Source organism: Streptomyces sp. NPDC001292, assembly GCF_042896465.1.
Classification (GTDB): domain Bacteria; phylum Actinomycetota; class Actinomycetes; order Streptomycetales; family Streptomycetaceae; genus Streptomyces.
In genome coordinates this window covers 1-26,595 of the sequence record NZ_JBIAXG010000074.1, presented here as the reverse complement: position 1 = coordinate 26,595, position 26,595 = coordinate 1, and the positions used below count along the sequence as shown (strand labels likewise).

Annotated in this window: 24 protein-coding genes and 1 pseudogene; 5 read left to right on the top strand and 20 right to left on the bottom strand. The window is 72.0% G+C overall.

The features are described from left to right. The 16 genes from ACFY4A_RS40095 to ACFY4A_RS40020 form a co-directional block, all read right to left on the bottom strand. The coding region (locus ACFY4A_RS40095; RefSeq protein WP_390834249.1) for a flavodoxin-dependent (E)-4-hydroxy-3-methylbut-2-enyl-diphosphate synthase at positions 1 to 203 on the bottom strand (203 nt) is incomplete at its 3' end. Between the two features lie 4 nt (positions 204 to 207). Then, positions 208 to 1,230 (bottom strand): adenosyl-hopene transferase HpnH, encoded by a 1,023-nt coding sequence (hpnH, locus tag ACFY4A_RS40090; RefSeq protein ID WP_390834248.1) that lies wholly within the window; start codon positions 1,228 to 1,230, stop codon positions 208 to 210. Between the two features lie 5 nt (positions 1,231 to 1,235). Continuing rightward, a complete protein-coding gene (locus ACFY4A_RS40085; protein ID WP_390834247.1) occupies positions 1,236 to 1,877 on the bottom strand; it encodes a 1-hydroxy-2-methyl-2-butenyl 4-diphosphate reductase in 642 nt (213 codons plus the stop codon). Next, a complete protein-coding gene (shc, locus tag ACFY4A_RS40080; protein ID WP_390834245.1) occupies positions 1,877 to 3,916 on the bottom strand; it encodes a squalene--hopene cyclase in 2,040 nt (679 codons plus the stop codon). The genes ACFY4A_RS40085 and shc overlap by 1 nt, the downstream gene beginning before the upstream one ends. A 119-nt stretch (positions 3,917 to 4,035) precedes the next feature. After that, positions 4,036 to 5,100: a polyprenyl synthetase family protein gene (locus tag ACFY4A_RS40075; RefSeq protein ID WP_390834253.1), complete on the bottom strand. Its 1,065-nt coding sequence runs from the start codon at positions 5,098 to 5,100 to the stop codon at positions 4,036 to 4,038. Positions 5,101 to 5,171: 71 nt separating this feature from the next. Continuing rightward, complete coding sequence (gene hpnE, locus ACFY4A_RS40070) at positions 5,172 to 6,602, bottom strand: hydroxysqualene dehydroxylase HpnE (protein ID WP_390834244.1); 1,431 nt, start codon at positions 6,600 to 6,602, stop codon at positions 5,172 to 5,174. Then, positions 6,599 to 6,733, bottom strand: a complete 135-nt coding sequence (locus ACFY4A_RS40065) for a DUF6380 family protein (protein WP_390834252.1) — start codon at positions 6,731 to 6,733, stop codon at positions 6,599 to 6,601. The genes hpnE and ACFY4A_RS40065 overlap by 4 nt, the downstream gene beginning before the upstream one ends. Before the next feature lie 5 nt (positions 6,734 to 6,738). Then, entirely contained in the window at positions 6,739 to 7,686 is a 948-nt protein-coding gene (hpnD, locus tag ACFY4A_RS40060) for a presqualene diphosphate synthase HpnD (protein WP_390834243.1), read from the bottom strand. Beyond that, positions 7,683 to 8,579: a squalene synthase HpnC gene (hpnC, locus tag ACFY4A_RS40055; protein ID WP_390834242.1), complete on the bottom strand. Its 897-nt coding sequence runs from the start codon at positions 8,577 to 8,579 to the stop codon at positions 7,683 to 7,685. The genes hpnD and hpnC overlap by 4 nt, the downstream gene beginning before the upstream one ends. 361 nt (positions 8,580 to 8,940) lie before the next feature. Next, entirely contained in the window at positions 8,941 to 9,723 is a 783-nt protein-coding gene (locus ACFY4A_RS40050; RefSeq protein ID WP_390834251.1) for an ABC transporter ATP-binding protein, read from the bottom strand. A gap of 19 nt (positions 9,724 to 9,742) precedes the next feature. Next, positions 9,743 to 10,672: an ABC transporter permease gene (locus ACFY4A_RS40045; protein WP_390834241.1), complete on the bottom strand. Its 930-nt coding sequence runs from the start codon at positions 10,670 to 10,672 to the stop codon at positions 9,743 to 9,745. A gap of 102 nt (positions 10,673 to 10,774) precedes the next feature. After that, a complete protein-coding gene (locus ACFY4A_RS40040; RefSeq protein ID WP_390834240.1) occupies positions 10,775 to 11,668 on the bottom strand; it encodes a glycosyltransferase family 2 protein in 894 nt (297 codons plus the stop codon). A gap of 5 nt (positions 11,669 to 11,673) precedes the next feature. Further along, positions 11,674 to 12,453, bottom strand: coding sequence for a CDP-alcohol phosphatidyltransferase family protein (locus tag ACFY4A_RS40035; protein WP_390834239.1), 780 nt, complete (start codon positions 12,451 to 12,453; stop codon positions 11,674 to 11,676). Next, positions 12,431 to 13,495, bottom strand: a complete 1,065-nt coding sequence (locus tag ACFY4A_RS40030) for an iron-containing alcohol dehydrogenase family protein (RefSeq protein ID WP_390834238.1) — start codon at positions 13,493 to 13,495, stop codon at positions 12,431 to 12,433. The genes ACFY4A_RS40035 and ACFY4A_RS40030 overlap by 23 nt, the downstream gene beginning before the upstream one ends. After that, complete coding sequence (locus ACFY4A_RS40025) at positions 13,483 to 14,235, bottom strand: sugar phosphate nucleotidyltransferase (protein ID WP_390834237.1); 753 nt, start codon at positions 14,233 to 14,235, stop codon at positions 13,483 to 13,485. Before ACFY4A_RS40025 ends, ACFY4A_RS40030 begins: the two co-directional genes overlap by 13 nt. Then, on the bottom strand, positions 14,232 to 16,067 hold the full coding sequence (locus ACFY4A_RS40020) for a DUF5941 domain-containing protein (RefSeq protein ID WP_390834236.1): 1,836 nt from the start codon (positions 16,065 to 16,067) through the stop codon (positions 14,232 to 14,234). The genes ACFY4A_RS40025 and ACFY4A_RS40020 overlap by 4 nt, the downstream gene beginning before the upstream one ends. A gap of 320 nt (positions 16,068 to 16,387) precedes the next feature. Between ACFY4A_RS40020 and ACFY4A_RS40015 the strand changes: the two are divergent. The 3 genes and pseudogenes from ACFY4A_RS40015 (at position 16,388) to idi (ending at position 18,809) form a co-directional block, all read left to right on the top strand. Then, positions 16,388 to 16,925 (top strand): annotated as a pseudogene (locus ACFY4A_RS40015) (hypothetical protein). Positions 16,926 to 17,012: 87 nt separating this feature from the next. Next, complete coding sequence (locus ACFY4A_RS40010) at positions 17,013 to 17,951, top strand: cation diffusion facilitator family transporter (protein WP_390834235.1); 939 nt, start codon at positions 17,013 to 17,015, stop codon at positions 17,949 to 17,951. Positions 17,952 to 18,218: 267 nt separating this feature from the next. After that, complete coding sequence (gene idi, locus ACFY4A_RS40005; protein ID WP_390834234.1) at positions 18,219 to 18,809, top strand: isopentenyl-diphosphate Delta-isomerase; 591 nt, start codon at positions 18,219 to 18,221, stop codon at positions 18,807 to 18,809. A 16-nt stretch (positions 18,810 to 18,825) separates the two neighbouring features. Here the strand turns inward: idi and ACFY4A_RS40000 are convergent, their stop codons facing one another. Together ACFY4A_RS40000 and ACFY4A_RS39995 are read right to left on the bottom strand one after the other, a co-directional pair. After that, entirely contained in the window at positions 18,826 to 19,356 is a 531-nt protein-coding gene (locus ACFY4A_RS40000; protein WP_390834250.1) for an ATP-binding protein, read from the bottom strand. A 231-nt stretch (positions 19,357 to 19,587) separates the two neighbouring features. Next, positions 19,588 to 20,166, bottom strand: a complete 579-nt coding sequence (locus tag ACFY4A_RS39995) for an HdeD family acid-resistance protein (protein ID WP_390834233.1) — start codon at positions 20,164 to 20,166, stop codon at positions 19,588 to 19,590. Between the two features lie 124 nt (positions 20,167 to 20,290). On the opposite strand from ACFY4A_RS39995, the gene ACFY4A_RS39990 reads away from it, so the two are divergent. Next, complete coding sequence (locus tag ACFY4A_RS39990; RefSeq protein ID WP_390834232.1) at positions 20,291 to 21,037, top strand: enoyl-CoA hydratase/isomerase family protein; 747 nt, start codon at positions 20,291 to 20,293, stop codon at positions 21,035 to 21,037. A 252-nt stretch (positions 21,038 to 21,289) separates the two neighbouring features. On the opposite strand, the gene ACFY4A_RS39985 is transcribed toward ACFY4A_RS39990, so the two are convergent. Both ACFY4A_RS39985 and ACFY4A_RS39980 read right to left on the bottom strand, forming a co-directional pair. Further along, positions 21,290 to 21,925, bottom strand: a complete 636-nt coding sequence (locus ACFY4A_RS39985; protein ID WP_390834231.1) for a DJ-1/PfpI family protein — start codon at positions 21,923 to 21,925, stop codon at positions 21,290 to 21,292. A gap of 20 nt (positions 21,926 to 21,945) precedes the next feature. Beyond that, entirely contained in the window at positions 21,946 to 22,905 is a 960-nt protein-coding gene (locus ACFY4A_RS39980; RefSeq protein WP_390834230.1) for a GlxA family transcriptional regulator, read from the bottom strand. A gap of 195 nt (positions 22,906 to 23,100) precedes the next feature. Here ACFY4A_RS39980 and ACFY4A_RS39975 point away from each other — a divergent pair, with 195 nt between their 5' ends. Beyond that, entirely contained in the window at positions 23,101 to 25,473 is a 2,373-nt protein-coding gene (locus ACFY4A_RS39975) for a Tex family protein (RefSeq protein ID WP_390834229.1), read from the top strand. The last annotated feature ends 1,122 nt before the right edge of the window (positions 25,474 to 26,595 follow it).

Below are 26,595 nucleotides of genomic sequence, written 5' to 3'. Positions count from 1 at the left end.
ATCTGGCAGCCCGACGCCGTCAGCTCCGCGATCTGCTGCAACGTCGAGCCGACGTCCGACGTACGCGTCGTCGTCATCGACTGCACCGACACCGGGGCCCCGCCCCCGACCGCCACCGGCCCGACGTGGATCTGCCGCGACACGCGCCGCTCGGCGATCGGCCGGGCCGGTACCTCGGGGACGCCCAGAGGAATGGCGGCCACGGCGTCAGTCCCGGTTCCCTGAGACCGTCTCACGCATGGCGCGCAGGGACTCCTTCAGCGATCCCATGGTGGCCAGCACGGCGGTGGGCTCGTAGCCGCAGTGGGCCATGCAGTTGGCGCACCGCGGGTCCTTGCCCCGGCCGTACTTGTCCCAGTCGGTGTCCTCGATGAGTTCCCGGTACGTCGGCACGTACCCGTCGCTCATCAGGTAGCAGGGGCGCTGCCAGCCGAACAGCGAGTAGTTCGGGATCGCCCACGCGGTGCACGGGAAGTCGACCTTGCCCTCGAGGAAGTCGAGGAACAGCGGCGAGTGGTTGAGCCGCCAGCGGCGCCGGTTGCCGCCCGCGAAGGCCTTCCGGAACAGCTCGCGGGTCTGCTCCACGCCCAGGAAGTGCTCCTGGTCGGGCGCCTTCTCGTAGGCGTAGGCGGGCGAGATCATCATCTCGTCGACCTTGAGGTCGTCGTTGAGGTAGTTGAGCACCTCGACGACGGTCTGCGGGGTGTCGGTGTTGAAGAAGGTGGAGTTGGTGGTCACCCGGAAGCCGCGCCGCTTGGCCTCCTTGATGGCCTCCACCGCCTCGTCGAACACGCCCTCCTTCGCCACCGACTCGTCGTGCCGCTCCCGCAGCCCGTCGATGTGCACCGCGAAGGCGAAGTAGGGGGACGGCCTGAACTTGTCCATCTTCTTGCGCATCAGCAGCGCGTTGGTGCACAGGAAGACGTACTTCCGCCTGGCCACCAGCTGCCGGACGATCTCGTCGATCTGCGGGTGCATCAGGGGCTCGCCGCCCGCGATGGACACCATCGGCGCACCCGACTCCAGTACCGCTCCCACCGCCTGGGCGACGGGCATGCGCTGCTTGAGCACTCCGGCCGGATGCTGGATCTTGCCGCAGCCCTCGCACTTGAGGTTGCAGGCGAAGAGCGGTTCAAGCTCGACGATCAGCGGGAACTTGTCCCGCTTGCGCAGCTTCTGTTCGGCCAAGTATGTGGCGACTTTGACGGACTGGCGCAGCGGCATGGCCATCTGGCTCACCTCCTGGGGAGCAGCACATTACGGTGCCATTCGAAAAAAGTCGGCAGGACGGAACGAAGAACACGGAAGGCTGATATTCCACCGCGCACCGTACCGATACGGACGAGTTCATGTTCTGGAGCGTCCACGACCACCCGCACGGCCGCAACGGGGCGCACGCCCGTGCGCACGGCGCTCAGGAGCGTGGCCGCCGACTCCATGTCGACCGCGATCGCGCCGGTGGCGCGCAGGTCGGACCGCTCGGGTCCGCGCACGACGTGGTCGGAGCCGATGAGCGGCCCGGTGTGCACGGTGCGCCCGGGCAGGGTGCGGGTGAGTTCCTTGACGAGCAGTTCGGTGCCGACGCAGGGGACGGTGCCGCGCGGGTCCCGGGTCTCCTCGGCGACGACGAGGTCGCCGGGGTGCATGCCCGGGGCGAGTCCCGCGCAGAAGCCCGTGGCGAGCACCGCGGCCCGGTCCAGCGGCGGGCCGGCGAGGACCCGGGTGACGGAGCGTTCCGCCGCCTTGGGTCCCATGCCCGTCCGCAGGACGGTGACCGGCCCGCCGGCTCCGCCGCGCTCACCGGCGCGCAGGGCGAGACGCTCGATGCCGAGCGCGCAGGCGATCAGCAGCGGGGCCGGTCCGGGCTGCGTGCGCATCAGCTCCCCTTGGCCTCGGCGACGGGCCGGTCGGCGAGGGAACCGGCGGTGGGGCGCCGGCCGGCGAGGGGCTCGCCGTGCACGTACCGGCCGAGCGCGGTGAGCGGGAAGACCTGCCGGTACAGGTGGTAGTTGATGGAGAAGTCCCACGGGAAGCCGGTGCCGGTGAAGTACGGCTCGTCCCACGAGCCGTCCTCCCGCTGGGTGGCCGCGAGCCACTCGATGCCGCGTTCGACGGCCTTGGAGTCCCTCTCCCCGGCCGCGAGCAGGGCCATCAGGGCCCAGGCGGTCTGCGAGGCGGTGGAGGCTCCCTTGCCGCTCCACTCCTCGACGTACTTGTAGGAGCGCAGGTCCTCGCCCCAGCCGCCGTCGTCGTTCTGCACGCTCTCCAGCCAGGACACCGCGCGGCGGATGGCCGGGTGGGAGCCGGGCAGGCCGGCGGCGGTCAGGGCGGGTACGACGGACCCGGTGCCGTAGAGGTAGTTGACGCCCCAGCGGCCGAACCACGAACCGTCCGGCTCCTGTTCGGTCAGCAGCCACTCGATGCCGCGCCGGGTGCGCGGGTCGTGGGTCATGCCCTCGGCGGCGAGCATCTCCACGACGTGCGCGGTGACGTCCGCCGACGGCGGGTCGATCACCTCGCCGAAGTCGCAGAACGGCAGCCGGTTGGGGAAGGGGCTGGTGTTGTCGACGTCGAAGGCTCCCCAGGCGCCGTTCCTCGACTGCATCCCGAGGTTCCAGCGCACCCCGCGCCCGATGGCCTTGTCCAGCCGCTCCGGGTCGTGGTGCCTGACCCGGCGCAGAGCGAGGACGACCTCGGCGGTGTCGTCGATGTCGGGGTAGTTGTCGTTGTGGAACTCGAACGCCCAGCCGCCGGGGGGCAGTCCGGGGCGGCGCACCGACCAGTCGCCGGGGCGGACGATCTGCTCGCCCAGCATCCAGTCGGCGGCCTTGACCAACTGGGGGTGGTCGGCGGGCAGTCCGGCGTCGGCGAGCGCGATGGTGGCCAGGCAGGTGTCCCACACCGGCGACTGGCAGGCCTCGATCATGCGGGCGCCGTCCTCGCGCCACACGGCGTAACGATCCAGCGACTCGAGGCCCGCCCGCATCACCGGGTGCTCGAGGTCGTAGCCGAGCAGGTACAGGGCGATGACCGAGTACACGGCCGGCGGCTGGATGCCGCCCCAGCAGCCGTCGTTCTCCTGCCGTTCGATGATCCAGCGGGCGGCCGAGTTCATGGCGGCCTCGCGCACTCTGCGCACGGCGACCGTGCGGTAGCCGCGCACCGCCATGTCGAGCCGCTGGAACAGGCCGTCCCAGGTCCTCGCCGGGGCGAGCGGCCGCGGCGGACGCGGATTGCCGGGGTCGGTGTGCAGCTCGTCGAGCGGGAACGGGGCCGGACGCACCGGGCGCTTTGCCGAGACGATGGTCAGGGGCACGATCGTCTGCCGCGCCCAGCATCCGAAGTTGTAGATGTTGAGCGGGAACCACTTGGGGAACCAGATGAGCTCGGGCGGCAGTTCGGGCAGGTCCTCCCACCTCCACCAGCCGAACAGGGCCAGCCAGATCCGGGTGAAGACACGGGAGGCCGCGATGCCGCCCTGCGCGCGGATCCAGGCCGAGGCCCGGTCCATGTGGGGCTCGTCCGGCGCGTCGCCGGCCAGCCGGAGGGCGACGTAGGCCTCGATGGTGGTGGAGAGTTCGCCCGGGCCGCCGTGGAAGGTGGCCCAGGTGCCGTCCTCGCGTTGCTCGCCGCGGATGAACAGCGCGGCGGCCCGGGTGGTGTCCTCGTCCAGGATGCCCAGGAACTGACGCAGCAGCAGGTCCTCGGCGTCCATGGTGACGTTCGTCTCGAGGTCGCCCTTCCACCAGCCCTCGGCGTCCTGCTGGGCGAGCAGGAAGTCGGTGGCCCGCCTGACGGCGGCCGCGGCGGCTTCTTGTACCCCGGCCGCCTCGGGGGTGCTGATTACGGTTTCACTGGCCGCGGCAGCGCGGGTCGGCAGTGTCGCCCCGGTGCTTCCGTCGGTCGTCGCTGTCATGGCTTCCCCTTCGTGCAGTCGTGCAAGTCGTGCTGCTGTGGGTCCGCCGTCGGCCGGTGCCTGAAACCTCCTTGAGGCACCGGCCGGCGACTACGCGAGGCTGGTTCGACCGATAGTGATCATCTCTTTCGTACGACGACGAAGTCGGCGAGCGCCGTGAACGCGGCCCGTACCTGCTCGGGCATGTCGACGGCGTCGAGGGCTTCGATGGCGATGGTGTGCTGACGGCGCGCCTCCTCGGCCGTCCACTCCCGGCCGCCCGCCTCCTCGATGAGGGCGGCGCGGGCCGCGAACTCCTCCTCGGAGAAGTTCGCGAAGTCGCTGCTCTTGGCGTCGGCGGCGAGGATCTCGCCGAGCCGCTCGGAGGCCTGGCCGCCGGCCGCGAGCGCGGCCACGACCGGCAGGGACTTCTTGCGCTGGCGCAGGTCGCTCCAGGTCTGCTTGCCGGTGGCCTCCGGGTCGCCCCAGATGCCGAGGAGGTCGTCGACGGCCTGGAAGGCCAGGCCGAGGTGGTACCCGTACTTCTCCAGCGTGTCGGCGGTGCGGTCGTCCGCGCCGCCGAGGACCGCGCCGACGGAGGAGGCGCAGGCGAGCAGGGCACCGGTCTTGTTGCCCTCCATCTCCAGGCACTCCGCGACGCTGACGCGGTCGCGGTGCTCGTAGGAGATGTCCTGCGCCTGGCCGTCGATCAGGGCGCGGGTGGCGGTGGTCAGACGGCGGGCGGCGCGGCCGGCCTCCACCGTGCCCAGCTCCAGCAGCACCTCGTTGGCCAGGGCGAACAGCGCGTCGCCGACCAGGATGGCCTGGGCGGGGCCGTGCACCTTCCAGACGGTGTCCCGGTGGCGGCGCTGTTCGTCGCCGTCCATCAGGTCGTCGTGCAGCAGGGAGAAGTTGTGGACGAGCTCCACGGCGACCGCGCCGGGCACGCCGGCCTCGGGCGCGGCCCCGGTGACCTCGGCGGAGAGCACGGCCAGGGCGGGGCGCACGGCCTTGCCGCCGTCCCCGCGTGCCGGGTTGCCCTGGGCGTCGATCCAGCCGAAGTGGTAGGCGGCGACGGTGTCCATGGGGGGCGCCAGGCGGTCGACGGCCGCCCGCAGTACCGGCGTGGCCAGGGTCCGGCCGCGCTCCAACAGCGCGGTCACGTCCACCGCGGTCCTCCGAGCGGCCGTCGAGGCCGGGGGCACAGTGGGCACAGTCTCTCCTCTTGTTGCGGTGCCGGAGGTGCGGGGGCCTGCCGCGGGCTGCTGATCGAACGTCATGCCGCCGCCTCCTCGATGGCGAAGAGGCGGCTCGGGCGGGGCCGGCCCAGGGCGCTCAGCGCGGCTTCGGCCGCCTTCACACCGCTGCGGACCGCACTCTCCATGGTCGCGGGCCACCCGGTGGCGGTCCACGCTCCGGCCAGGTACAGGCCGGGTGCCTTGGTGCGGGCGCCGGGCCGCAGCCGTCCGACGCCGGGGGCCGGGGCGAACGTCGCCGTGCGCTCCCGGGTCACGAAGAAGTCCTTCACCTCGGCACCGCGGGCGCGGGGCAGCAGCCGCCTCAGTTCGGGCAGGTAGCGCTCGCGCAGTACGGCGACCGGGGCGTCGATCTCGTCCTGCGCCACCGACTGGGACACCGCGAGGTACTGACCGTGCTTCAGGCCGGCCGCCTCGGTGCGGTCGAACACCCACTGCACGGGTGTGCCGATGGCCGCGAAGAAGGGCGCCTGCAGCACCGTGCGGTCGTAGACGACGTGGGCGTTGAGGATCGGCGCGGTGCCGATCCTGAGGAGCCGGTCGGGCGCGTCCAGGGCGCCGGGCGGCAGCAGGCCGTGCGCCTCGCGCTGCGGTACGGCGAGGACGACCGCGTCGGCGAGCAGCCTCTCGCCGGGAACCTGAACGTTCCAGCTCCCGTTTCCGTTGAGGGAGACGGCGGTGACGCGTGTTCGGACCTCGGTACGCACGCCCGCGGAGTCGAGCGCCCTGCGGGCCAGCCGGTCGTGCAGCTCGCCCAGCGGGACGCGGGCCCAGCCGATGTCGGCCGCGCCCGGGTCGGACAGCAGTCCGGTCTTGAACACCATCGCGGCGAGTCCCAGCGAGGCGTCGCTCGCGACCGCGTTGAGGGTGGCGACCCCGACCAGGTCCCACAGGGCCTCGACGGCACGCGCCGACTGGCCGTGCGCGGTCAGCCAGCTGCCGAAGTCCTGTGCGTCCAGGGTCGGATCGGAGAGGTCGAGACCCTTGAGCGCGAGCGCGGCGCGGCCCACCCGGGCCCGCTCGGCGAGCGAGAGGTGGGGGTAGGTGGCGAGGCTGCGCCCCAGGTGCAGGGGTACGGGCAGCGCGTCGCGCCGCAGTGTGCCGAGCCGCCGGCCCTCGGGTCTCGCGGCGTCGACGACGGGCACCTCCAGCCGGTCCTGCAACGGGGCGAGCGCGGCGCCGCCGATCCGGTCGAGGAACCAGCGGTAGGCGGTGCAGCAGCGCAGGTACACGTGCTGACCGTTGTCGATGGTGAGGTCGCCGCGCCGGAAGGAGAAGGCGAGCCCGCCCAGGCGGGGTCTGCCCTCCAGCAGCGTCACGCGCATTCCGGCGTCGGCGAGCGCGAGCGCGGAGGTGAGGCCGGCCAGGCCGCCGCCGACCACGACGGCATGCCGTCCGGCCGGTCCCGTGACGTCCGTGAGCGGTCCGTCCCGCCGTGTGCCGTCGGTCATCGTGCGCCCTCCCCAGTGCGTCCGCCGCGGTGGGCGGGTGCCTCGCGGGCGACCGTTGCCGTCAAGGACGCCGCCCGGCATCGGAGGGTTGCCCGCCGCTCCTCGCCGGTGGTCTCACCGTGCGGTGACATCACCATCAGGCACGCCTCCTGACGGTCTGCCGGGACACGTACCGGGCGTCGAGGCCGGACAGGCCGCGCACGGCGACGTACGCCTTCTCGTGTCCGGGCAGCGAGACGCGGCCGCGCAGCACGGCCTCCGGCTCGCGGTCGATGCGGTCGAGCAGACGGCGGTAGATGCCGGCCATGGCGGCGACGCATGCGCCGCTGCGCCGGTCCAGCAGGGGCAGCAGCCGGTAGCCCTCGGCGAACAGGGCGCGGGCCCGCCGCACCTCGAAGTGCACCAGGCCCGCGAAGTCGGAGCCCTCCGGCGGCGTCGGCCCGTGGAACCCGGCCGAGCAGCCGAACTTGGCGAGGTCGTCGGCGGGCAGGTAGGTGCGGCCGCCCTCGGCGTCCTCGCGGACGTCTCTGAGGATGTTGGTCAGCTGCAACGCGAGCCCCAGCGTGTCGGCGTACTCGGGGGCGCGTTCGGCGCCGCGCGCTCCCGGTTCGGTGCAGAACACGCCGAGGGAGAGCCGTCCGATGGCCCCGGCCACGCAGCGGCAGTAGACCTTCAGGTCCTCCCAGGTCTCGTACGTCTCGCCGCGGACGTCCATCAGGACGCCGTCGATGAGTTCGTCCAGGCCGCCGAGCGGAATCGGGAAGACCCGGGCGGCGTGGGTGAGGGCGACGGCCACGGGGTCGGTGTCGTCGTCCTCGACCGCGCCGTCGCGGATCCGGCCGAGCAAGGCCCGCGTGTCCTCCAGACGGGTGACCTTCACGTCGTCGGCCAGCGCTCCGTCGCCGATGTCGTCGACGCGCCGGGAGAACGCGTACAGCGCCGACATCGCCCGTCGCTTGGCCGTCGGCAGCAGTCTGATGCCGTAGGCGAAGTTGCGGGCCTGCTGTCCGGTGACGGCCTCGCAGTAGCTGTAGGCGGCGAGTACCGGCGCGGACACGTGTTCCGACTCCACGGCCCGGATCACCCCTCTCCTCGCAGAGTCACGCCCATTTCGCGCAGCAACCGGGGCTTGCCGGGCTTGGGCGGGCTGGGAAGTACGTCGTACTCGGCGGCGGCGATCGCGTGAATGGCCGCCCTTCCCCCCGCCACGAACCCCGCGAGCAGCAGCTTCAACCTGCCGTGGACGCTACCCACCAGGGGGACGCCTTCATTCAGCAGACCGCGGGCGCGTTCCGCCTCGTACGCGACCAGTGCGCGCACCGATGCGCCCGCGGTGGGCGCGGCGAGATCCGACTCCTGCACGTGGAAACGTTTCATGTCGGCGGCGGGCAGATAGATGCGGTCGCGTCCGAGGTCCTCCCTGACGTCCTGGAGGTGCTCGACGATCTGCAGCGCGGTGCAGACGGCGTCGGAACGGCGGATCCGCTCGGGGGTCGAGGTGCCCGTGACGGCGAGGACGAGGCGGCCGACGGGGTTGGCGGACAGCTCGCAGTAGGCGAGGAGGTCGTCGTAGGTCTCGTACCGCGTGACGAGCTGGTCCTGGCGGTTGGCGGCGATCAGGCCGAGGAACGGCTCGAGGGGCAGTGAGCGGCGGTGGACGGTGGGCTGGAGCCGGCGCAGCAGGGGGTGACGCGGGGTGCCGTCGAAGACCCGGCGCAGGTCGGCCTCGAAGGCGTCGAGGAGGACCAGGCGGTCCTCGGCATCGTCGGGCGACACGCCGAGCAGGCGGGCGTCCGCGCCGCCGGGGGCCAGGTCGCCGTCGCCGATGTCGTCGACCAGACGGGCGAAGCCGTAGACGGCCATCAGGTCGGAGCGCCAGGCTCCGGGCAGGAAGAACGGTGCCACGGGGAAGTTCTCGCCCGCGGCCTTGTCGAGGGTGGCGCGCTCGGGGTCGCGCGCCGTCGGTTTCCGCGTCATCGTCCACTGCCCGGCACGGGGACGGCACCTGCTGCGTTGAGCTGGGGAGTTTCCGTAGCCATTGCCGTCACATCTCCCGTTCTACACTGCCGACCCAACACACACTATTTCGGACACGCCGCCCGGCCGTCCGCGGGGCGGCGTCGGCGGAGGCTGTCGCGCATTATCTCCCCACTTGCCGCTTTCCGGGACCGGTACAGCTTACGTTGTACAACGCAGCGAGCCGCGCGGGGGGTGTCCCGCACATCACAACAACACACCAATTGGTGTCAAGGTTCCTCAGGACGGCGCGAGTTGACACATCCTTTGCGGACGACGGGCCCCGCCGGACGCGTTCCGGCGAGGCCCTGGCGCGTGGGGACTACTTGCCCGTGAACTTCTCGTACTCCTTGAGCACTTCTTCGGTGGGGCCGTCCATGCGCAGTTCCCCGCGCTCCAGCCACAGCACCCGGTCGCAGGTGTCGCGGATCGACTTGTTGTTGTGGCTGACCAGGAACACCGTGCCGGCCTCCTTGCGCAGCTCCCGGATGCGCGCCTCGGACCGCTTCTGGAACTTGCGGTCGCCGGTGGCCAGGGCCTCGTCGATCATGAGGACGTCGTGATCCTTGGCGGCGGCGATGGAGAAGCGGAGCCGGGCGGCCATGCCGGAGGAGTACGTGCGCATCGGCAGCGTGATGAAGTCGCCCTTCTCGTTGATGCCGGAGAAGTCGACGATCCCCTCGTAGCGCTCCTTGATCTGCTCGCGCGACATGCCCATGGCGAGCCCGCCCAGGATGACGTTGCGCTCGCCCGTGAGGTCGTTCATCAGCGCCGCGTTCACGCCGAGCAGCGAGGGCTGGCCGTCGGTGTAGACCCGGCCCTTCTCGGCAGGCAGCAGACCGGCGATGGCGCGCAGCAGCGTGGACTTGCCGGAGCCGTTGGAGCCGATCAGGCCGATCGCCTCGCCGCGGTAGGCGACGAAGGAGACGCCCTTGACGGCGTGCACCCTGCGCACGCCCCGCGCCGCGTCGTCGGAGCCCCGCTTGAGGATGCGGCTGAGTGCGGCGGTGGCGCTGCCCTTGCCGGACTTGGCGCCGTTGACGCGATAGACGATGTGCAGTTCGTCCGCGATCACGGTGGGCACCTTCGGCCCGCCGTCGCGCATGTCGTGGTGGTGGTCCCGGTCAGCCACGGCCGTACCTCTCCTCCGCCTTCCAGAAGTACACGAACCCACCGGCGAAGAGGACCACGGCCCAGCCCAGGGCGACGGCCCAGACGTGCGGCGGAAGGTGCGAGGAGCCGTAGCCGTCGATCAGCGCGAAGCGCATCAGGTCCATGTAGACGGCGGCCGGGTTGAGCTGCATCAGCCGGATGAACCACTCCGGCCGCCCGGCGAGCATGCCGTTGATCGAGAACATCACGCCGGACGCGTACATCCAGGTCCGCATGATGAACGGCATGAGCTGGGCGAGGTCGGGGGTCTTGGCACCCATCCGGGCCATGATCAGCGCCAGCCCGGTGTTGAACAGGAACTGCAGCACCAGCGTCGGCACGATCAGCAGCCAGGACAGGCCCGGGTAGCTGCCGAAGGCGACGACCACCAGGAACAGCACGATCATCGAGTACAGCAGCTGCTGGAGCTGCTGGAGCGCGAACGAGATCGGCAGCGAGGCGCGCGGGAAGTGCAGCGCGCGCACCAGACCCAGGTTGCCGGAGATGGCGCGGACGCCGGCCATGACCGAGGTCTGGGTGAAGGTGAACACGAACACCCCCGTCACCAGGAACGGGATGTACGTCTCGCGGCTCAGGCCCCGGCTGGCCTTGAGGATGACGCCGAAGATGAAGTAGTACACGGCGGCGTTCAGCAGCGGCGTCGCCACCTGCCAGAGCTGGCCGAGCTTGGCCTGGCTGTACTGGGCGGTCAGCTTCGCCTGGGAGAAGGCCAGGATGAAGTGACGCCGCCCCCACAGCTGCCGGACGTACGCCCCGAGCGGGGGCCGGGCGCCGCTGACGGACAGCCCGTACTTGTCGGCAAGCTGGGCCGGGGTGAGGCCCTCGTCGGGCGACGGAGCCGCGCCGAGGGCGACGCCGCCGTCATGCGTTGTCTCACTCACAAGTGGAAACTTTCGTCTTCGAGATGCGCTGCCAGTGCGGATGTACGGGCGTGGCTCGAGCACCGGCCGGGTGGGGCCGGGTGCTCACGGGGAACGAGCTTGTCAGATGACCGGCGGCCGACCCAGTCGGGTGAGTCGCCACACGGTACGCCACTTCATGGGCCGGCGCGGCCCACAGGGTGTGGTCCAGCCCTCCCGGAAGCCGCCGAACCAGGCCGTCAGGGCCGGACGCGAGGGACGGCGGGCGAGGGTAAGCAGCAGCCACACCCCCAGGTAGACCGGCACGAGGAGCGCCGGGAGGTTGCGGCGGGCCAGCCACACCCGGTTGCGGGCGACCATGCGGTGGTAGACCGCGTGCCGCGAAGGCGCGGTCGTCGGGTGGTACAGCACCATGTCGGACCGGTAGTCGATCATCCAGCCCGCGTCGAGGGCCCGCCATGCCAGGTCGGTTTCCTCATGTGCGTAGAAGAATTCGTCCGGCAGGCCGCCGACTTCCGCGAAGACCCGTGTGCGCACGGCGTTGGCGCCGCCCAGGAAGGTGGTGACCCGGGAGGAGCGCATCGGGTCGGAGGCGCGCAGCCGCGGCACGTGGCGGCGCTGGGTGACGCCGGTGTCCGGGTCGGCGATGCGGAAGCTGATGATGCCGAGCCGGTCGTCGGCCGCGAAGGCCCGGCGGCACAGCTCCGCGGTGTCGTTCCGGGCGAGCAGGCCGTCGTCGTCGAGGAAGAGCAGGATGTCGACGTCGCCGCCGGCCGGGCCGAAGGCCTCGATGCCGACGTTGCGGCCCCCGGGGATGCCGAGGTTCTCCGGCAACTCGACGGTCCGGACGCCCTCGGGGACGTCCGGGACGGGCGAGCCGTTGCCGACGACCACCACCTCGACGCGGTCGCCGTCCTGCTTGGCGACCGAGTCGAGCAGGGCCCGCAGTTCCTCGGGCCGGTTGCCCATGGTGATGACGACGGCGCCGACCTTGAGCGGAGCGTTCGCAGAGGTCATGCCGCTCACCTCAGCCTGCTGGAGGCGAGGATGGACACCAGGTGCAGCAGGGTCTGCAGCAGCGCGATGCCGGCGAGCACGGCCGTGCCGAGCCGGGTGAAGAACAGGTCGCCCCTGATCGTGTCCGCGATCGCGAGGACCAGGATCAGCAGGGACGCCTCGATCCCGAGGATCAGCCGGTGGAACTTGAGCGCCGCGGCGGCCCGGCGGGCCAGTGCCATGCCGGAGGAACGCGGTTCGGCGGCGCTCTCCTGGACCGGCGGCAGCCCGCCCTGGTGCCGGGCGACGCCGACGAGGTCGGTCTCGGCCTTGATCAGGATCGCGCCGAGGGCGGCCAGGGTCCCGAGGAAGGCCCAGAGCCAGTCGATCCGCCCGGGACCCCACAGGGCGGCGGCGCGCAGCCCGAGCCCGACCAGGACGGCGGCGTCGGTGAGATAGGCACCGACCCGGTCCAGGTAGACCCCGCCCAGCGAGAACTGCTGCTTCCAGCGGGCGATCTCGCCGTCGACGCAGTCCAGCAGCAGGTACAACTGGACCATCAGCACACCGAGCACGGCGCCCGCGATCCCCGGCACCAGCAGGGCGGGGGCCGCCAGGACGCCGAAGACGGTCATCAGGTACGTGAGCTGGTTGGGCGTGATCCTGGTGCCCACCAGGTAGCGGTCCACCCGCAGGGACACCTCGCGCATGTAGAGGCGTCCCGCCCAGTGCTCCCCGCTGCGCCGGTCCTTCACCCCCGCCGGATGGACGACCGGTCTCAGTTCAGCTACCGATGGCCTTGACATAGTCGGCGTAGATGTCCTTGATCTGGTCGGTCTTGAGGTCGAGGTGTTCGAGGATCGTGTAGCGGCCGGGCCGTGTCTCCGGGGCGAACTCGACGACCCGGACGAACTCGTCCACCGTGAAGCCGATGTCCTTCGGCAGCACCGGCAGCCCGTGCCGGCGCAGCACCTCGGCCATCTGTCCGGCCGTCTCCGCGTCGCCCCGCAGATACGTGGCGAACGCGCCGCCGAGGCCGCACTGCTCGCCGTGGAGCGCGTTGCGCTTGGGGAACCGGAGGTCGAACGCGTGGCTGATCTCGTGGCAGGCGCCCGACGCGGGACGACTGTCCCCGGCCACCGACATGGAGATGCCGCACAGGACCAGGGACTCGGCGAGCGTCGTCAGGAACGAGTCGTCGCCGATGCCGCCGGGGTGCCGCAGCACGGCCTCGGCCGCCTGTCGGGCCATCGCGGCGGCGAGGCCGTCGACCTTCTCCCCGGTCTCGCGGTGCGACAGCTCCCAGTCGGCCACGGCGGAGATCTTGCAGATCACGTCGCCGATACCGGCCCGCACGTAGCGCTCCGGTGCCTCGCGGATCACATCGAGGTCGATGACGATGCCGATCGGGTTGGGCACGCCGTACGAGCCCCGGCCCGCGTCGTTGTCCAGCGTGGCGACCGGTGAGCACAGCCCGTCGTTGGCCAGGTTGGTGGCCACCGCGACCAGCGGCAGGCCCACGCGGGCCGCCGCGTACTTGGCGCAGTCGATGACCTTGCCGCCGCCGAGGCCGACCACCGCGTCGTAGCGGCCGGCTTTCTTGATGGAGTCGGCGAGCCTGACCGCACCGTCGATGGTGCCGTCGGCGTCCTCGAACCAGTCGGCGCCCGGGAAGGCCGGGGCGAACCGCTCGCGCAGCACCCGGCCGGAGCCGTTGCTGATGGCGAAGGCCAGCCGTCCCGAGGGCGAGATCCGCTCGTCGGAGAGGATCACGGCCAGGTCGTCGAGTGCGCCCGGTCGGATGTCGACGGCGACCGGCGACGGGATGAGCCGGGTCAGTACTGGCACGCGATCCCCCGGCCCTTGGCGAGGTCGTCGTGGTTGTCGATCTCGACCCACTTGACGTCGCCGATCGGCGCCACGTCGATCCTGAAGCCGCGGTCGACGAGCTCCTGGTAGCCGTCCTCGTAGTACAGCTGCGGGTCCCGCTCGAAGGTGGCCTTCAGCGCGTCGGCCAGCTCGGGGGCGGCGTCGCCCTCGATGAGGGTGACGCCGATGTACTCGCCGGACGCCTCGGCCGGGTCCATCAGCTTGGTGATCCTCCGGACGCCCTTGTCGGGGTCGACGACGACCTTCATCTCCTCGTCGGCCAGCGACTTCACCGTGTCCAGGGCGAGGATGATCCTCTTGCCGTCGCCGCGGGCGGCGAGCAGGGTCTTCTCGACGGAGACCGGGTGCACGGTGTCGCCGTTGGCGAGGATCACGCCGTCCTTGAGGGCGTCACGGCCGCACCACAGGGAGTAGGCGTTGTTCCACTCCTCGGCCTTGTCGTTGTCGATCAGGGTGAGCTTCAGGCCGTACTTCCGCTCCAGGGCCGCCTTGCGCTCGTACACGGCCTCCTTGCGGTAGCCGACGATGACCGCGGCCTCGGTCAGACCGACCTCGGCGAAGTTGCCGAGGGTGAGGTCCAGGACCGTGGGGCCGTCCTCCGCGCCGTCGGGCCCCACCGGCACCAGCGCCTTGGGCAGGGTGTCGGTGTAGGGGCGCAGGCGCCGTCCGGCGCCGGCCGCCAGCACGAGGCCGATCATGCGGGTTCTCCTTCGTCGTGTACGGCGGGTGCGCCCCTCAGGTGAGAGGCCACCCAGAAGCGGATGCTCTCGGCGAGCACCACCAGGGCGACGGTCACGGCGAGGACCGTGAGCGCGACCTTGAACTGTGCGGCGGTGAGCAGCGCGGCCAGGACGGTGACGAGCAGCGTCCGCCCTTCCTGCCCCCCGAGGGCGCGCACCAGCCAGGCCGGCGGCGCTCCGGCGTTGCCGCGGATGCGGTACACCGTGTCGTAGTGATGGTAGGCGACGGCCGCCACCAGGCCGAAAGCCGCAGGAAGGGCTCCGTTCACGTCCGCTCTGGCCGCAAGGACCAGCACGGTGCCGTATTCGGCGGCGCGGAACAGCGGGGGGACCAGCCAGTCGAGGGGGCCTTTGAGGGGCTGGGAGAGGGCCAGTCCCGAGAAGACGGCGTAGAAGACGGCAGCCGCGAGGACGTACCAGTGGTCGCCCAGGTAGAGGGCCCAGGACAGGAACGCCACGCCGGCCAGGGCACGCACCAGCGGGGCGTCGAGGTACCAGCGTGTGTCGGAGCCGCCGCGGGCGGCGAGGGCCGCGATCGGCCCGTTGTCCGCGAGGTCCGACAGCGCCTGCGCCGCCCGGTCCGTGCTCCCCCAGTGCTTGACGCCTGGGGGCACCCCCACCGCCTTGCGCGTCACGGACCGCAGGACGCGGCCCGCCGTGGTGTACGTCGCCGCCACGGCGCAGCCGATGAGCAGGACGTAGAACGTGATCCTGGGGGTCGTGACCGCCGTCAGGACCGCGACCATCGCCCAGCGCTCGCCGATGGGCAGAACGATCATCCGACGCACCCAGACCGTCCAGCCGACGCTGTCGAGCCTGTCGGAGAGAGCGGCGGTGGGGCTGGTGTTGGCGGTGGCATCGTGGTTGGCCTCGTTGAAGGAGAAGTCGACCACGTGCCGGCAGGTCTGAAGGATCATGGCGCCCAGGGCCAGGGCCCAGACGTCGTCGCCGCCGCGGGCGGCGCCCAGCGCGAGGCCGGCGTAGTAGGCGTACTCCTTGGCCCGGTCGAAGGTGGCGTCCAGCCAGGCGCCGAGGGTGGAGTACTGGAGCGAGTAGCGGGCCAGCTGGCCGTCGGCGCAGTCCAGCACGAACGAGGCGATCAGCAGCACGCCGGCGGCGACGAAGCCGCCGCGGGTGCCGGTGGCGGCGCAGCTCGCGGCTATGAGCGCGGTGAGCAGGGAGGCCGTGGTGACCTGGTTGGGGGTCAGGCCGCGGCGGGCGCACCAGCGGGCGACATAGCGCGAGTAGGGGCTGATGAAGAAGGTGGTGAAGAAGCCGTCGCGGGCCTTGACGGCCGACTTCAGGCGGACGGCCTCGTCGTCGACGGCGGCGACGGCCTGCCGTGCCTCGTTGCGGGTCTGGGGGTCCTCGGGCACGGCGGCGACGAGACTGCCGAGCACGGGGCGGTGCACGTCGGAGTCGTCGGCGTCCAGGGCGGCGGAGATCCGGTCGGCGAGGCTGGCGACGGCGACCGCGGTGTTGCCGCCGGCGGAGTTCTGGCGGGCCATCGCGCGGGTCAGCGCCTGGCGGCCGGCCGGGCGGGCGGTCACCGCGCCGGGGACGGCGGCGAGCGGGAAGCGGGGGTCGGTCAGGCCCAGACGCAGCGCGTGCAGATGGCCGACGAACCGGGCGTCGACGATGGCGACCCGCTGGTCGCCGGGCACCTGGGCGAGCAGCGTCTCGGCGTCGGTGCCGTCGCAGGCGACCCGCACGTCGAACCCGAGGGACCGCAGATCGCCCTCGATCGACGATCCGGGGACCGGCTGACCGGTCAGGATGGCGGTCGACAACCGAACTCACTCCCTGGGTGCCGACGCGTCCGCGCCGGTCATGTGCATATGGGGGCGCCGCCTGCCTGTGGCACCCGGGCGGCATGTCGGCAGAGGCTATCGGATGACCGGAAGCCCGCGTTCACCGCCCGTTCACTGGCGCGATCGACGTGGTCTGCCGCAGCCCGCACCGCGATCATCATGGTTGATCCGGCCGCCGGGTCACAAACTCCGCACCAGATCGGGCATTCCTCACATCCGGCCCAGGCAGGGGCTGGACGACCATGACATGACTGATCACCGGCGGGGCCGGGTGCATCGGGGCACACATGGCGCGGGTCATGGCGGACTCCGGGCAGCCGGTGGCCGTGCTCGACAACCTGTCGGCGCGGCGCGCCGGGCGGCTGCCCCGGGAGGTGCCGCTGGGTCCGGGGCTCCTCGCTGGACGGGGAACTGCTCAAGCGGGGGCCGACGGAGCACGAGGTGACCGGGGTGGTGCGCCTGGCCGCGCGCTGGCGGGTCGCCGAGTCCGTCGCCCGTGCGGCGGCCGCCCGGCGGCTCACGGCCGGGCAGGAGGCCGGCGTGCGCCTGACCGTGAACGTCGGCCGCGGCGAGGGCGTGTCGGTCCGCGAGCTGATCACGGCCCTCGGGGAGGTCACCGGCGACCGGCGGCCACCGGTCGTCGAGGCGCGCCGCCCCGGGGACGCGCCGCGCGCCGTCGCCTCGGCCGAGCGCGCCGCGGCGGAGCTGGGCTGGCGGGCCCGGCGCGGGGTACCCGAGATGGTCTCCTCGGCATGGCGGGGCTGGCTTCTGCACCACGGCGCCCGAGTCGACCGGCACCCTGACCTGCGGTTCGTTTACGCAGGTCAGGGCACATGACAACGGTGTTCAGTGCCGCGTTGCCCGATACCCCCCACCCGTAGTTCACTGTGATCCCGGACGCAACACGGAAAGGGCGGTCATCTCATGGGGGCCGGTCACGACCACGGGCACACGCACGGCGTCGGAGCAGGCGGCACGGCCGGCGCAGCGCACCGCGGCACGCTGCGCGTCGCGCTGTCGATCACGCTCACCGTGATGGTGGTGGAGATCGTCGGCGGCCTGCTCGCGGACTCGCTGGCGCTGGTCGCGGACGCCGCCCACATGGCCACCGACGCCCTCGGCCTCGGCATGGCGCTGCTGGCCATCCAATTCGCCAACCGCCCGCCGAGCCGGAACCGCACCTTCGGCTACGCCCGCGCGGAGATCCTCGCCGCACTCGCCAACTGCCTGCTGCTGCTCGGCGTCGGCAGCTATGTGCTCTACGAGGCGATCCAGCGGTTCCTCACCCCGGCTCCCACCCATGGCGGGCTGATGATCGTGTTCGGCGCGATCGGTCTGGTGGCGAACTCGGTCTCCCTGATGCTGCTGATGCGCGGCCAGAAGGAGAGCCTGAACGTGCGCGGCGCCTTCCTCGAGGTGGCCGCGGACGCGCTCGGCTCGGTGGCCGTCATGGTCTCGGCGGCGGTGATCCTGCTCACGGGCTGGCAGGCCGCCGACCCCGTCGCCTCCCTCGCCATCGGCCTGCTCATCGTGCCGCGCACCTTCCGGCTGCTGCGCGAGACGCTCGACGTGCTGCTGGAGGCGGCTCCGAAGAACGTCGACATGGAGGAGGTGCGGGCGCACATCCTGGCGCTGGACGGCGTGGAGGACGTGCACGACCTGCACGCCTGGACGATCACCTCGGGTCTGCCGGTGCTCTCCGCGCACGTGGTCGTCCGCTCCGACGCGCTCAGTGCCATCGGTCACGAGAAGCTGCTGCACGAGCTTCAGGGCTGCCTCGGGGACCACTTCGACGTGGAGCACTGCACCTTCCAGCTGGAGCCGAGCGGGCACGCGGAGCACGAGGCCCGCCTGTGCCACTGACGGGCCCCCGGCCCTGATCGGCGGGGGTGCCCGGCGCGCACGGGCACCCGCGCCGGTTCGCGGAGGCGGTGTGCGCCCGTGTCCTCGCCGTGGGTACGCCCGGACGGTTCCGGGCGTACCCGGCCGGGCACGATCACCTACGGTGCCCGGCCCATGACGAACCGCGGACCACGGCGCCGCGCGGGACATGCGGAGTGCCGGGAAGTGCCGGGAGTGCCGGTTTCGTACGGCAGACTTGGGACTCGAGGACCGAAGTGAAGGATGGGTATGCCGACCACACCTGCCACCGCGAAGCACAGCTCGTCGAACGGCACCGCGGACGCGATCTTGCTGGAACTGGTCGACGAGGACGGCGTGACGATCGGCACCGCGGAGAAGCTGTCCGCCCACCAGCCACCGGGACGGCTGCACCGCGCCTTCTCCGTGTTCCTGTTCGACAACCGCGGCCGGCTGCTGCTGCAGCAGCGGGCGCTGGGCAAGTACCACTCCCCCGGCGTGTGGTCCAACAGCTGCTGCGGCCACCCCTACCCCGGTGAGGCGCCCATGGCGGCGGCGGCCCGGCGCACGTACGAGGAGCTGGGGATCTCCCCGTCGCTGCTCGCCGAGGCGGGTACGGTCCGCTACCACCACCCGGACCCGGACTCGGGCCTGGTGGAGCAGGAGTACAACCACCTCTTCGTCGGCCTGGTGCAGTCCCCGCTGCGGCCGGACCCGGAGGAGGTCGGCGCCACCGCGTTCGTGGCGCCCGCCGAGCTGGCGGAGCGGCACGCGAGGGACACCTTCTCCGTCTGGTTCCCGACCGTGCTGGACGCGGCCCGCCCCGCGATCAGGGAACTGACGGGTCCCGCCGGCTGGTGAGTTCCGGCAGCGGGACCTAGGAGACCGAGGGGTGCTGTCCCAGCTGGTGCGCGGGCTTGAGCGGCAGGGCGGCCCAGATCACCTTGCCGCCGCTCGCGGTGTGCTCGACGTCGCAGACCCCGCCGGCCTCCCGCGCGATCTCGCGGACCAGGAGCAGCCCGCGCCCGCCGGTGCGCCCGTGGTCGGCCTCCAGGGCGGTAGGACGGTAGGGGTGGTTGTCCTCCACGGACACCCGTACCCACTCGGCGCCGACCGCCACCTCCACGGCGAGCATCGGCGACAGCAGCGCCGCGTGCCGTACGGCGTTCGTGACCAGTTCGGACACGATCAGCAGCAGCCCGTGGACCAGGTCGTCCGAGACCGGGACGCCCTGGCGCAGCAGCAGGTCCCGGACCGCGTGCCGGGCCTGCGGGACCGAGGCGTCGACGGCGGGCGCGGTGAACCGCCAGACTCCCTCGTACGGCAGCGGATCCGGCGGTACGTCGTGGAGGGGTGCCCCCGCGCCGCCCTCAGGGCGTGAGCCGTACCCGCGCCCGTGGTTGTCCATCGTCCGGTCGCCGTCCTCGCGCTCGATTGTCACCACACGTCGAGTGTTGGTAACGCACCGCTCTCAGCCCAAGGACTGAACACAAGTCAGCGTGTTTCAAGCGCTTTGTGACCGTTGACGTACGAGTGGGTCACGGGCGGGACCGATCCTGTCCCGTCCGCGCCGACTTCGCGAACTTTTCGGGTTGTACGGTCCATGTGGCCCGCGCCCGGCCCGGCCGGGACGGCCCAGCTAGGCCGTCCGGTCGGAGACCATGCCGACGATGCGGCGGCCGCCGAAGCCGGTCGCGATCAGGCCGAGGCCGTCGAAGAGCAGGGCGAGGGAGAGGAACGCGCCGATGACGTACTGACTGCTGCTGGGCCAGGATGCGAGCACCAGGACGCCCAGCAGCAGGTAGAAGGCGCCCAGCAGGAGCGTCCAGCCGAACTGGGGGCCGCGCACCACGACGCTGCCGACCACCCGGAACAGGCCGCCGGTGAGGAACAGCAGGGCCGCGAACATGGTGAGCGCGGCGGCGGTCGCGTGCGGATGGCCGATGACGACCACGCCCGCCGCGATGTTCAGGGCGGCCACGATGACACCGAGCCAGAAGAAGCTCGAGCCGCGCGCCTGGATCGCGTGCAGCAGCCCGACCAGCCCGCCGATCAGCAGCAGCCAGCCGAACAGGATCATGGAGGTCAGCGTGACGGCGGCCGTGTAGACGAGCCCGACGAGTCCGGCGACCACCAGGAGCACCCCGAGTCCGGCGAGCCAGCCGAAACCGCGGCGCATCCTCGCCGTTTCGCTGCGGGGCTTGGTGAACCTGGCCATCGGCGCCTCCTCAAAGCCGCGCGAGCCCCCCGGTTTCCACCTTTTGTTGTGTTTGCTGCCGTGTCGTAACTGTCCCCCGACCCTTCTTGATCAAACGCTCGGCCGGGCGGATAGCATCCGGCGCATGGAGCCGCAGTTGTTGCACGACGTCACCGGCGCGGTGGCCACCGTCGTGGTCCACCACCCGGCCAAGCGCAACGCGATGACCGCCGCGATGTGGCGGGCGCTGCCGCCGCTCCTGGACGATCTCGCGGCCGATCCGGGCGTCCGGGCGCTGGTGCTGACGGGGGCGGGCGCGACGTTCTGCGCCGGTGCCGACATCTCCACGCTGCGCGGCTCGCCGCGGGAGGCCCAAAGCCTGGCGGTGCAGGCCGAGGAAGCGCTTGCCGCGTTCCCCAAGCCGACGCTGGCGGCGGTGCGCGGGCACTGCGTGGGCGGCGGCGCCCAGCTCGCGGCTGCCTGCGACCTGCGGTTCGCCGAGGCGGGGGCGCTGTTCGGGGTGACACCGGCCAAGCTGGGAATCGTCTACCCCGCCTCCTCCACCCGCCGTCTGGTCTCCCTGGTGGGCCCGGCGACCGCCAAGTACCTGCTCTTCTCGGGCGAGTTGATCGACGCGGAGCGCGCGCTGCGCACCGGCCTGGTCGACGAGGTGCTGCCCGAGGGCGAACTCACCAAGCGAATCACGGAGTTCACCAGGATCCTCGCCGCACGCTCGCAGCTGACGCAGGCCGCGGCGAAGGAGTTCGCGGACGGCCGCACGGACCGCGACGCCCACTGGTCCGAGCAGGCACGCGCGAGCGGCGACACCGCGGAGGGGGTCGCCGCGTTCCTGGAGCGCCGGACCCCTCGGTTCACCTGGAGCGTGCGGTAGGGCCTGTCCGGCGGATCGAGTCGCGGGAAAGCGGCGGTCGCTGTCAGCTCGGGTGAACGGGGTCTGGTGCGTGCGGCTGCGAGGCGCAGGAGAGAGTCGACGCGATGGGGTCCCCCGTTCGTCAAGAGCTTGGGGGAGTCGTCGACCGACGACAACGCCGCTGGGGGTCCCCCCTGCTCGAAGAGCTTGGGGGAGTACGTGCCAGATCCCGCGTCTGCGGCATGATCCGCCGGACAGGCCCTGCGCCGGCGCCTACGTCAGCACGAAGCGGCTGTTGGCCCGGAACTCCTCGACGAGGTGCGCGGGCGCCTTGTCAGGGGATCCGGCGTCGTAGGGCGGCTGCGGGTCGTACTCGGTCAGCAGCTGGACGGCCTGGGCGTGTTCGTCGCCCGCGATCCGGCCGAGCAGCGCCAGGCCCATGTCGATGCCCGAGGAGACGCCGGCGGCCGTGACGTACTTACCGTCGACCACGACCCGCTCCCCCGTGGGCTCGGCGCCGAAGCGCCTCAGCTGGTCGAGGGCCAGCCAGTGCGAGGTCGCGCGGCGGCCGTCCAGGAGCCCGGCGGCCGCGAGCAGCAGCGAGCCGGTGCACACGGAAGTGGTCCAGGTGCTGGTGGCGTCGGCGGCGCGCAGCCAGTCCAGCAGGGTCTCGTTCTCCATCTGCGACGACTGGCCGGGGCCGCCCGGGACGACGACGACGCCGGGGTCCGGGACCTCGGCCAGGGTCCGGTCGGCGGTGATCGCGAGGTGCCCGGTCTCGGTGCGGACCGGTCCGGTCCGTTCGGCGACGAAGACGGTCCGAGCGCCGGGGAGCCGGCCGAGGGTCTCGTACGGGCCCACGGCGTCCAGGGCGGTGAAGCGGTCGAAGAGGACGATGGCGATCTGCACGGGATTCCCTCCGGTGGGTGTCAGGTGGCGGGAGCGGGGCGGAACCGCCGCCGGTACTCGGCCGGGGCGGCGCCCAGCGCCTTGACGAACGCGCGCCGCATGGCCTCCGGTGTGCCGTAGCCGCTGGCGCGGGAGATCTCCTCGACGCCGTCGGCGGTGTCCTCCAGCAGCCGGCGGGCGTGTTCCAGGCGGACCCGGTCGACGTAGCGGCCGGGGGTCGTGCCGGTCTCCGCCCGGAACGCGCGGGCGAAGTGGCGCGGCGAGAGGCGGGCACGGGCGGCGAGCGCCTCCACGGACAGGTCGTCCGCCGGTTGCTCGGTGATCCACTGCTGTACGTCACGCAGGGGCTCGCGCCGTGCCGTCTGAGCCCTGAGCTGGGCGCTGAACTGGGCCTGGTTGCCGGGCCGCCGCAGGAAGACCACCAGGTGGCGGGCGACGCTCAGCGCGACCTCACGGCCGAGGTCCTCCTCGACGAGCGCGAGGGTCAGGTCGATGCCGCAGGTCACCCCGGCCGAGGTCGCCACGTCCCCGTCGCGCACATAGACCGGGTCGGCGTGCACCTCGACGGCGGGATGGTCGCGGGCGAGCTTGGCGCAGTACGCCCAGTGGGTCGTGGCCCGGCGGCCGTCCAGCAGGCCCGCCTCGGCCAGCAGGATCGCCCCGGTGCACACCGAGACCAGGCGCGCGGCGCCCGGCCCGTGCCCGCGGACCCAGTCGACCAGACGCGGGTCCGGCCGGCGGGTGCCCTCCCCGCCGGGCACGAGCAGGGTGTGCGGCGCGGGCGCGTCGGCGAGCGGGGAGTCGGGTACCAGGGTCAGGCCGCTGGAGCTGCGCACGGGACTGCCGTCCAGGGAGGCCGTGTGGATGCGGTACGCCCCCGGTACGTGTCTGCCGGCACCGGCGAAGACCTCCGCGGGGCCGGTGACGTCGAGACTCTGGACGCCGTCGAAGAGGACGACGAGAACGGTTCGCTGCGCCATGCGACCGATTCTTCGCGGACCGGAGGATGGCCGCAATGACAGGTTTCCCACCTTTCCTGCCACGCCCCGCCACGTCCCCGCTGGTGCCAGGGGTGGCAGGGGTGCGCCTCGCCGGGTGGCGCCCTGCGGCCCGGTTGTCGGTGGCGCCTGCCACAATTGCGGCGCACACCGGAGTGGAGAAGGCGGTACGGGATCGTGACGACACCCCTCACAGCGTCCATCGAGGGCAGGATCGCCGAGGAGCTCGGCGTACGGGAGCGGCAGGTCAAGGCCGCCGTGGAACTGCTGGACGGCGGTTCGACGGTGCCCTTCATCGCCCGCTACCGCAAGGAAGCGACCGAGATGCTCGACGACGCGCAGCTGCGCACCATTGAGGAGCGGCTGCGCTATCTGCGGGAACTGGAGGAGCGGCGGACGGCGATCCTGGAGTCGGTGCGCGAGCAGGGCAAGCTCACCGAGGAACTGGCGGCGCAGATCCGCGGCGCCGAGACCAAGGCACGGCTGGAGGACGTCTACTTGCCGTACAAGCCGAAGCGGCGGACCAAGGCGCAGATCGCCCGGGAGGCGGGCCTGGAGCCGCTGGCGGAGGGCCTGCTCGGCGACCCGACCGTGGAGCCGCTCGCCGCGGCGGCCGCCTTCGTCGACGCGGACAAGGGCGTCGCCGATCCGCAGGCGGCCCTGGACGGCGCACGGGCGATCCTCACCGAGCGGTTCTCGGAGGACGCCGACCTGATCGGCGAGCTGCGCGAGCGCATGTGGGTGCGCGGGCGGCTGGCCGCCAAGGTGCGGGAGGGCAAGGAGGAGGCGGGCGCCAAGTTCGCCGACTACTTCGACTTCGCCGAGCCGTTCACCGAGCTGCCCTCGCACCGGATCCTGGCGATGCTGCGCGGTGAGAAGGAGGAGGTCCTGGACCTCGTCCTGGAGCCGGAGGAGCCGGCGGACGGCCCGTCGTCGTACGAGGGGATCGTGGCCCACCGCTTCGGGATCGCCGACCGCGGCCGGCCCGCCGACAAGTGGCTCCAGGACACGGTCCGCTGGGCCTGGCGCACCCGGATCCTCGTCCACCTGGGCATCGACCTGCGCCTGCGGCTGCGCACGGCCGCGGAGGACGAGGCGGTGAACGTGTTCGCGGCCAACCTGCGCGACCTGCTGCTCGCCGCGCCGGCCGGCACCCGCGCGACCCTCGGCCTGGACCCCGGGTTCCGTACGGGTGTGAAGGTCGCCGTGGTCGACGCGACCGGCAAGGTCGTCGCCACCGACGTCGTCCACCCGCATGTGCCGGCCAACAGGTGGGACGAGGCCGTCGCCAAGCTGGCCCGGCTGGCCAAGGAACACGCGGTCGAGCTGATCGCGATCGGTAACGGCACCGCGTCCCGGGAGACCGACAAGCTCGCCGGTGAGGTCATCGCCAAGCACCCGGAGCTGAAGCTCACCAAGGTGATGGTGTCGGAGGCGGGCGCGTCGGTGTACTCGGCGTCGCCGTACGCCTCGCGGGAACTGCCCGACATGGACGTCTCGCTGCGTGGCGCGGTCTCCATCGCTCGCCGGCTCCAGGACCCGCTGGCCGAACTGGTCAAGATCGACCCCAAGTCGATCGGTGTCGGCCAGTACCAGCACGATCTGTCCGAGGTGAAGCTGTCGAGGTCGCTGGACGCGGTGGTCGAGGACTGCGTGAACGGCGTCGGGGTGGACGTGAACACCGCGTCGGTGCCGCTGCTCGCGCGGGTCTCCGGCATCACCTCGGGACTCGCGGAGAACATCGTGGCGCACCGGGACGCCAACGGGCCGTTCGTCTCGCGGGCGCAGCTGAAGAACGTCTCGCGGCTCGGCCCGAAGGCCTACGAGCAGTGCGCGGGCTTCCTGCGGATCCGCGGCGGCGACGACCCGCTGGACGCCTCCAGCGTGCACCCCGAGTCCTACCCCGTGGTCCGCCGGATGGTGAAGACCACGGGCCAGGAGGTGGCCTCGCTCGTCGGCAACACCGGGGTACTGCGCTCGCTCAGGGCGGCCGACTTCGTGGACGACACGTTCGGTCTGCCGACGGTGACCGACATCCTGCGGGAGCTGGAGAAGCCGGGGCGCGACCCGCGGCCCGCGTTCAGGACGGCCACCTTCAAGGAGGGCGTCGAGAAGATCTCCGACCTGGCGTCCGGGATGGTCCTGGAGGGCGTGGTGACGAACGTGGCGGCCTTCGGCGCGTTCGTCGACGTCGGCGTCCACCAGGACGGTCTGGTGCACGTCTCGGCGATGTCGAGGCAGTTCGTGAAGGATCCGCGCGACGTCGTCAAGCCCGGTGACATCGTCAAGGTCAAGGTGCTGGACGTCGACATCCCGCGCAAGCGGATCTCGCTGACGCTGCGTCTGGACGACGAGGCGGCGGTGCAGGACCGTCAGGGCCAGGGCGACGGCGGCGAGCGGCGCCGGCGCGGCGGCCGCCCGCCGCAGCAGCGCCAGGGCCGCGGCGGCGGTGGCGGCGGCTCCCGCCAGGCACCCCCGCCCGCCAACAGCGCGATGGCCGACGCCCTGCGCCGCGCGGGCCTACTGGACCCGAAAAACGCCGGCCGCTGACCACACGGCCCCGGACTCGTCGGACCGCCCTCGGGCGGGTCCGGGCCTGGCCTCCTCAACCGGCTTGTGTCAGTGGCCGGTTGACGGCCGCTACACGCGTACCGTCGGCCCGCTGCTACCGGCCGCCCGTTGACCGGCCGGTGGCCCGGGAAGTTGAGATGCCGGTGCGACCGACCGCCGACCGGCCGGTGGCCGCGGGAAGTTGAGCGACCGGTGCGGCCGACCACCGACGGGCTGGTGGTTGCGGGCAGTTGACCGACCCGCGGCAGCGGAGCGGCGAGGGGCGGTCCGTTGGTCGGCTGGTGCCGGTGGAGGTGCTAGTGCCCCAACAGGCAACGTTCGCCCCGTCGCGACGCCCGGCACGCACTCTCGCCGCACCGCCCGAAACCCCAAGTACGCCCAGTACGAGGACTTCCGGTCGGCACACCGAGAGCACGCACCGGACGCCGCTCCTCAACGGGCAAACGTTGCCTGCCGGGGCACTAGCGCGGTGGGCGCTGGCCCGGGGGGAGTTCGGAGTGGGGGCGCGGGGTCGCGCCCGGGGGCGGCGGGCCTGGTTCGAAGGCGGCGTTGGGCCGCCCCGTTCGCATCACGTCATCGAGTTGCCTGTGTATGGCCGTGGCCGCGTCGCGTACACGTGCGGGCACGTCGCCTCGCTCGGCTACGAGTTGGTGATAAATGGGGGCGTCTTGGAACATGGGCGACCATGCCTTCCGATCTGCGGTTTCGTTCCGCTGGGCAACGGTGACCGAGTGTAAGACCCCGCGTCGGAGCATTTACCGCGGGTCCGGCTAAGCACGGACAGGCTAGGGCCGCTCGTTTGGATCACGCCGGGCTCGCGGGCCCCGGCACCGCTCCCCCAAGCTCTTCGAGCGGGGGGACCCCCAGCGGCGTTGTCGCCGGTCGGCAGGGCTCCACCCCGCCGCCCTCCTCCGCCTCGCGATGCTCCCCCACCGCCTGAAGGGCGTGGGAGGTGCCCCAGCACCAGACCCCGTTCCCTGATCCGGCCCGATCCGAACGAAAGACCCTAGGAGCGTGGGTCAGTAACGGGCAATTGGCCGGTCGGTCGTGATCGGTGTGATTGATTGCGGTCGGGCGGCGGGCCCGGGGTCCCGACCTGCC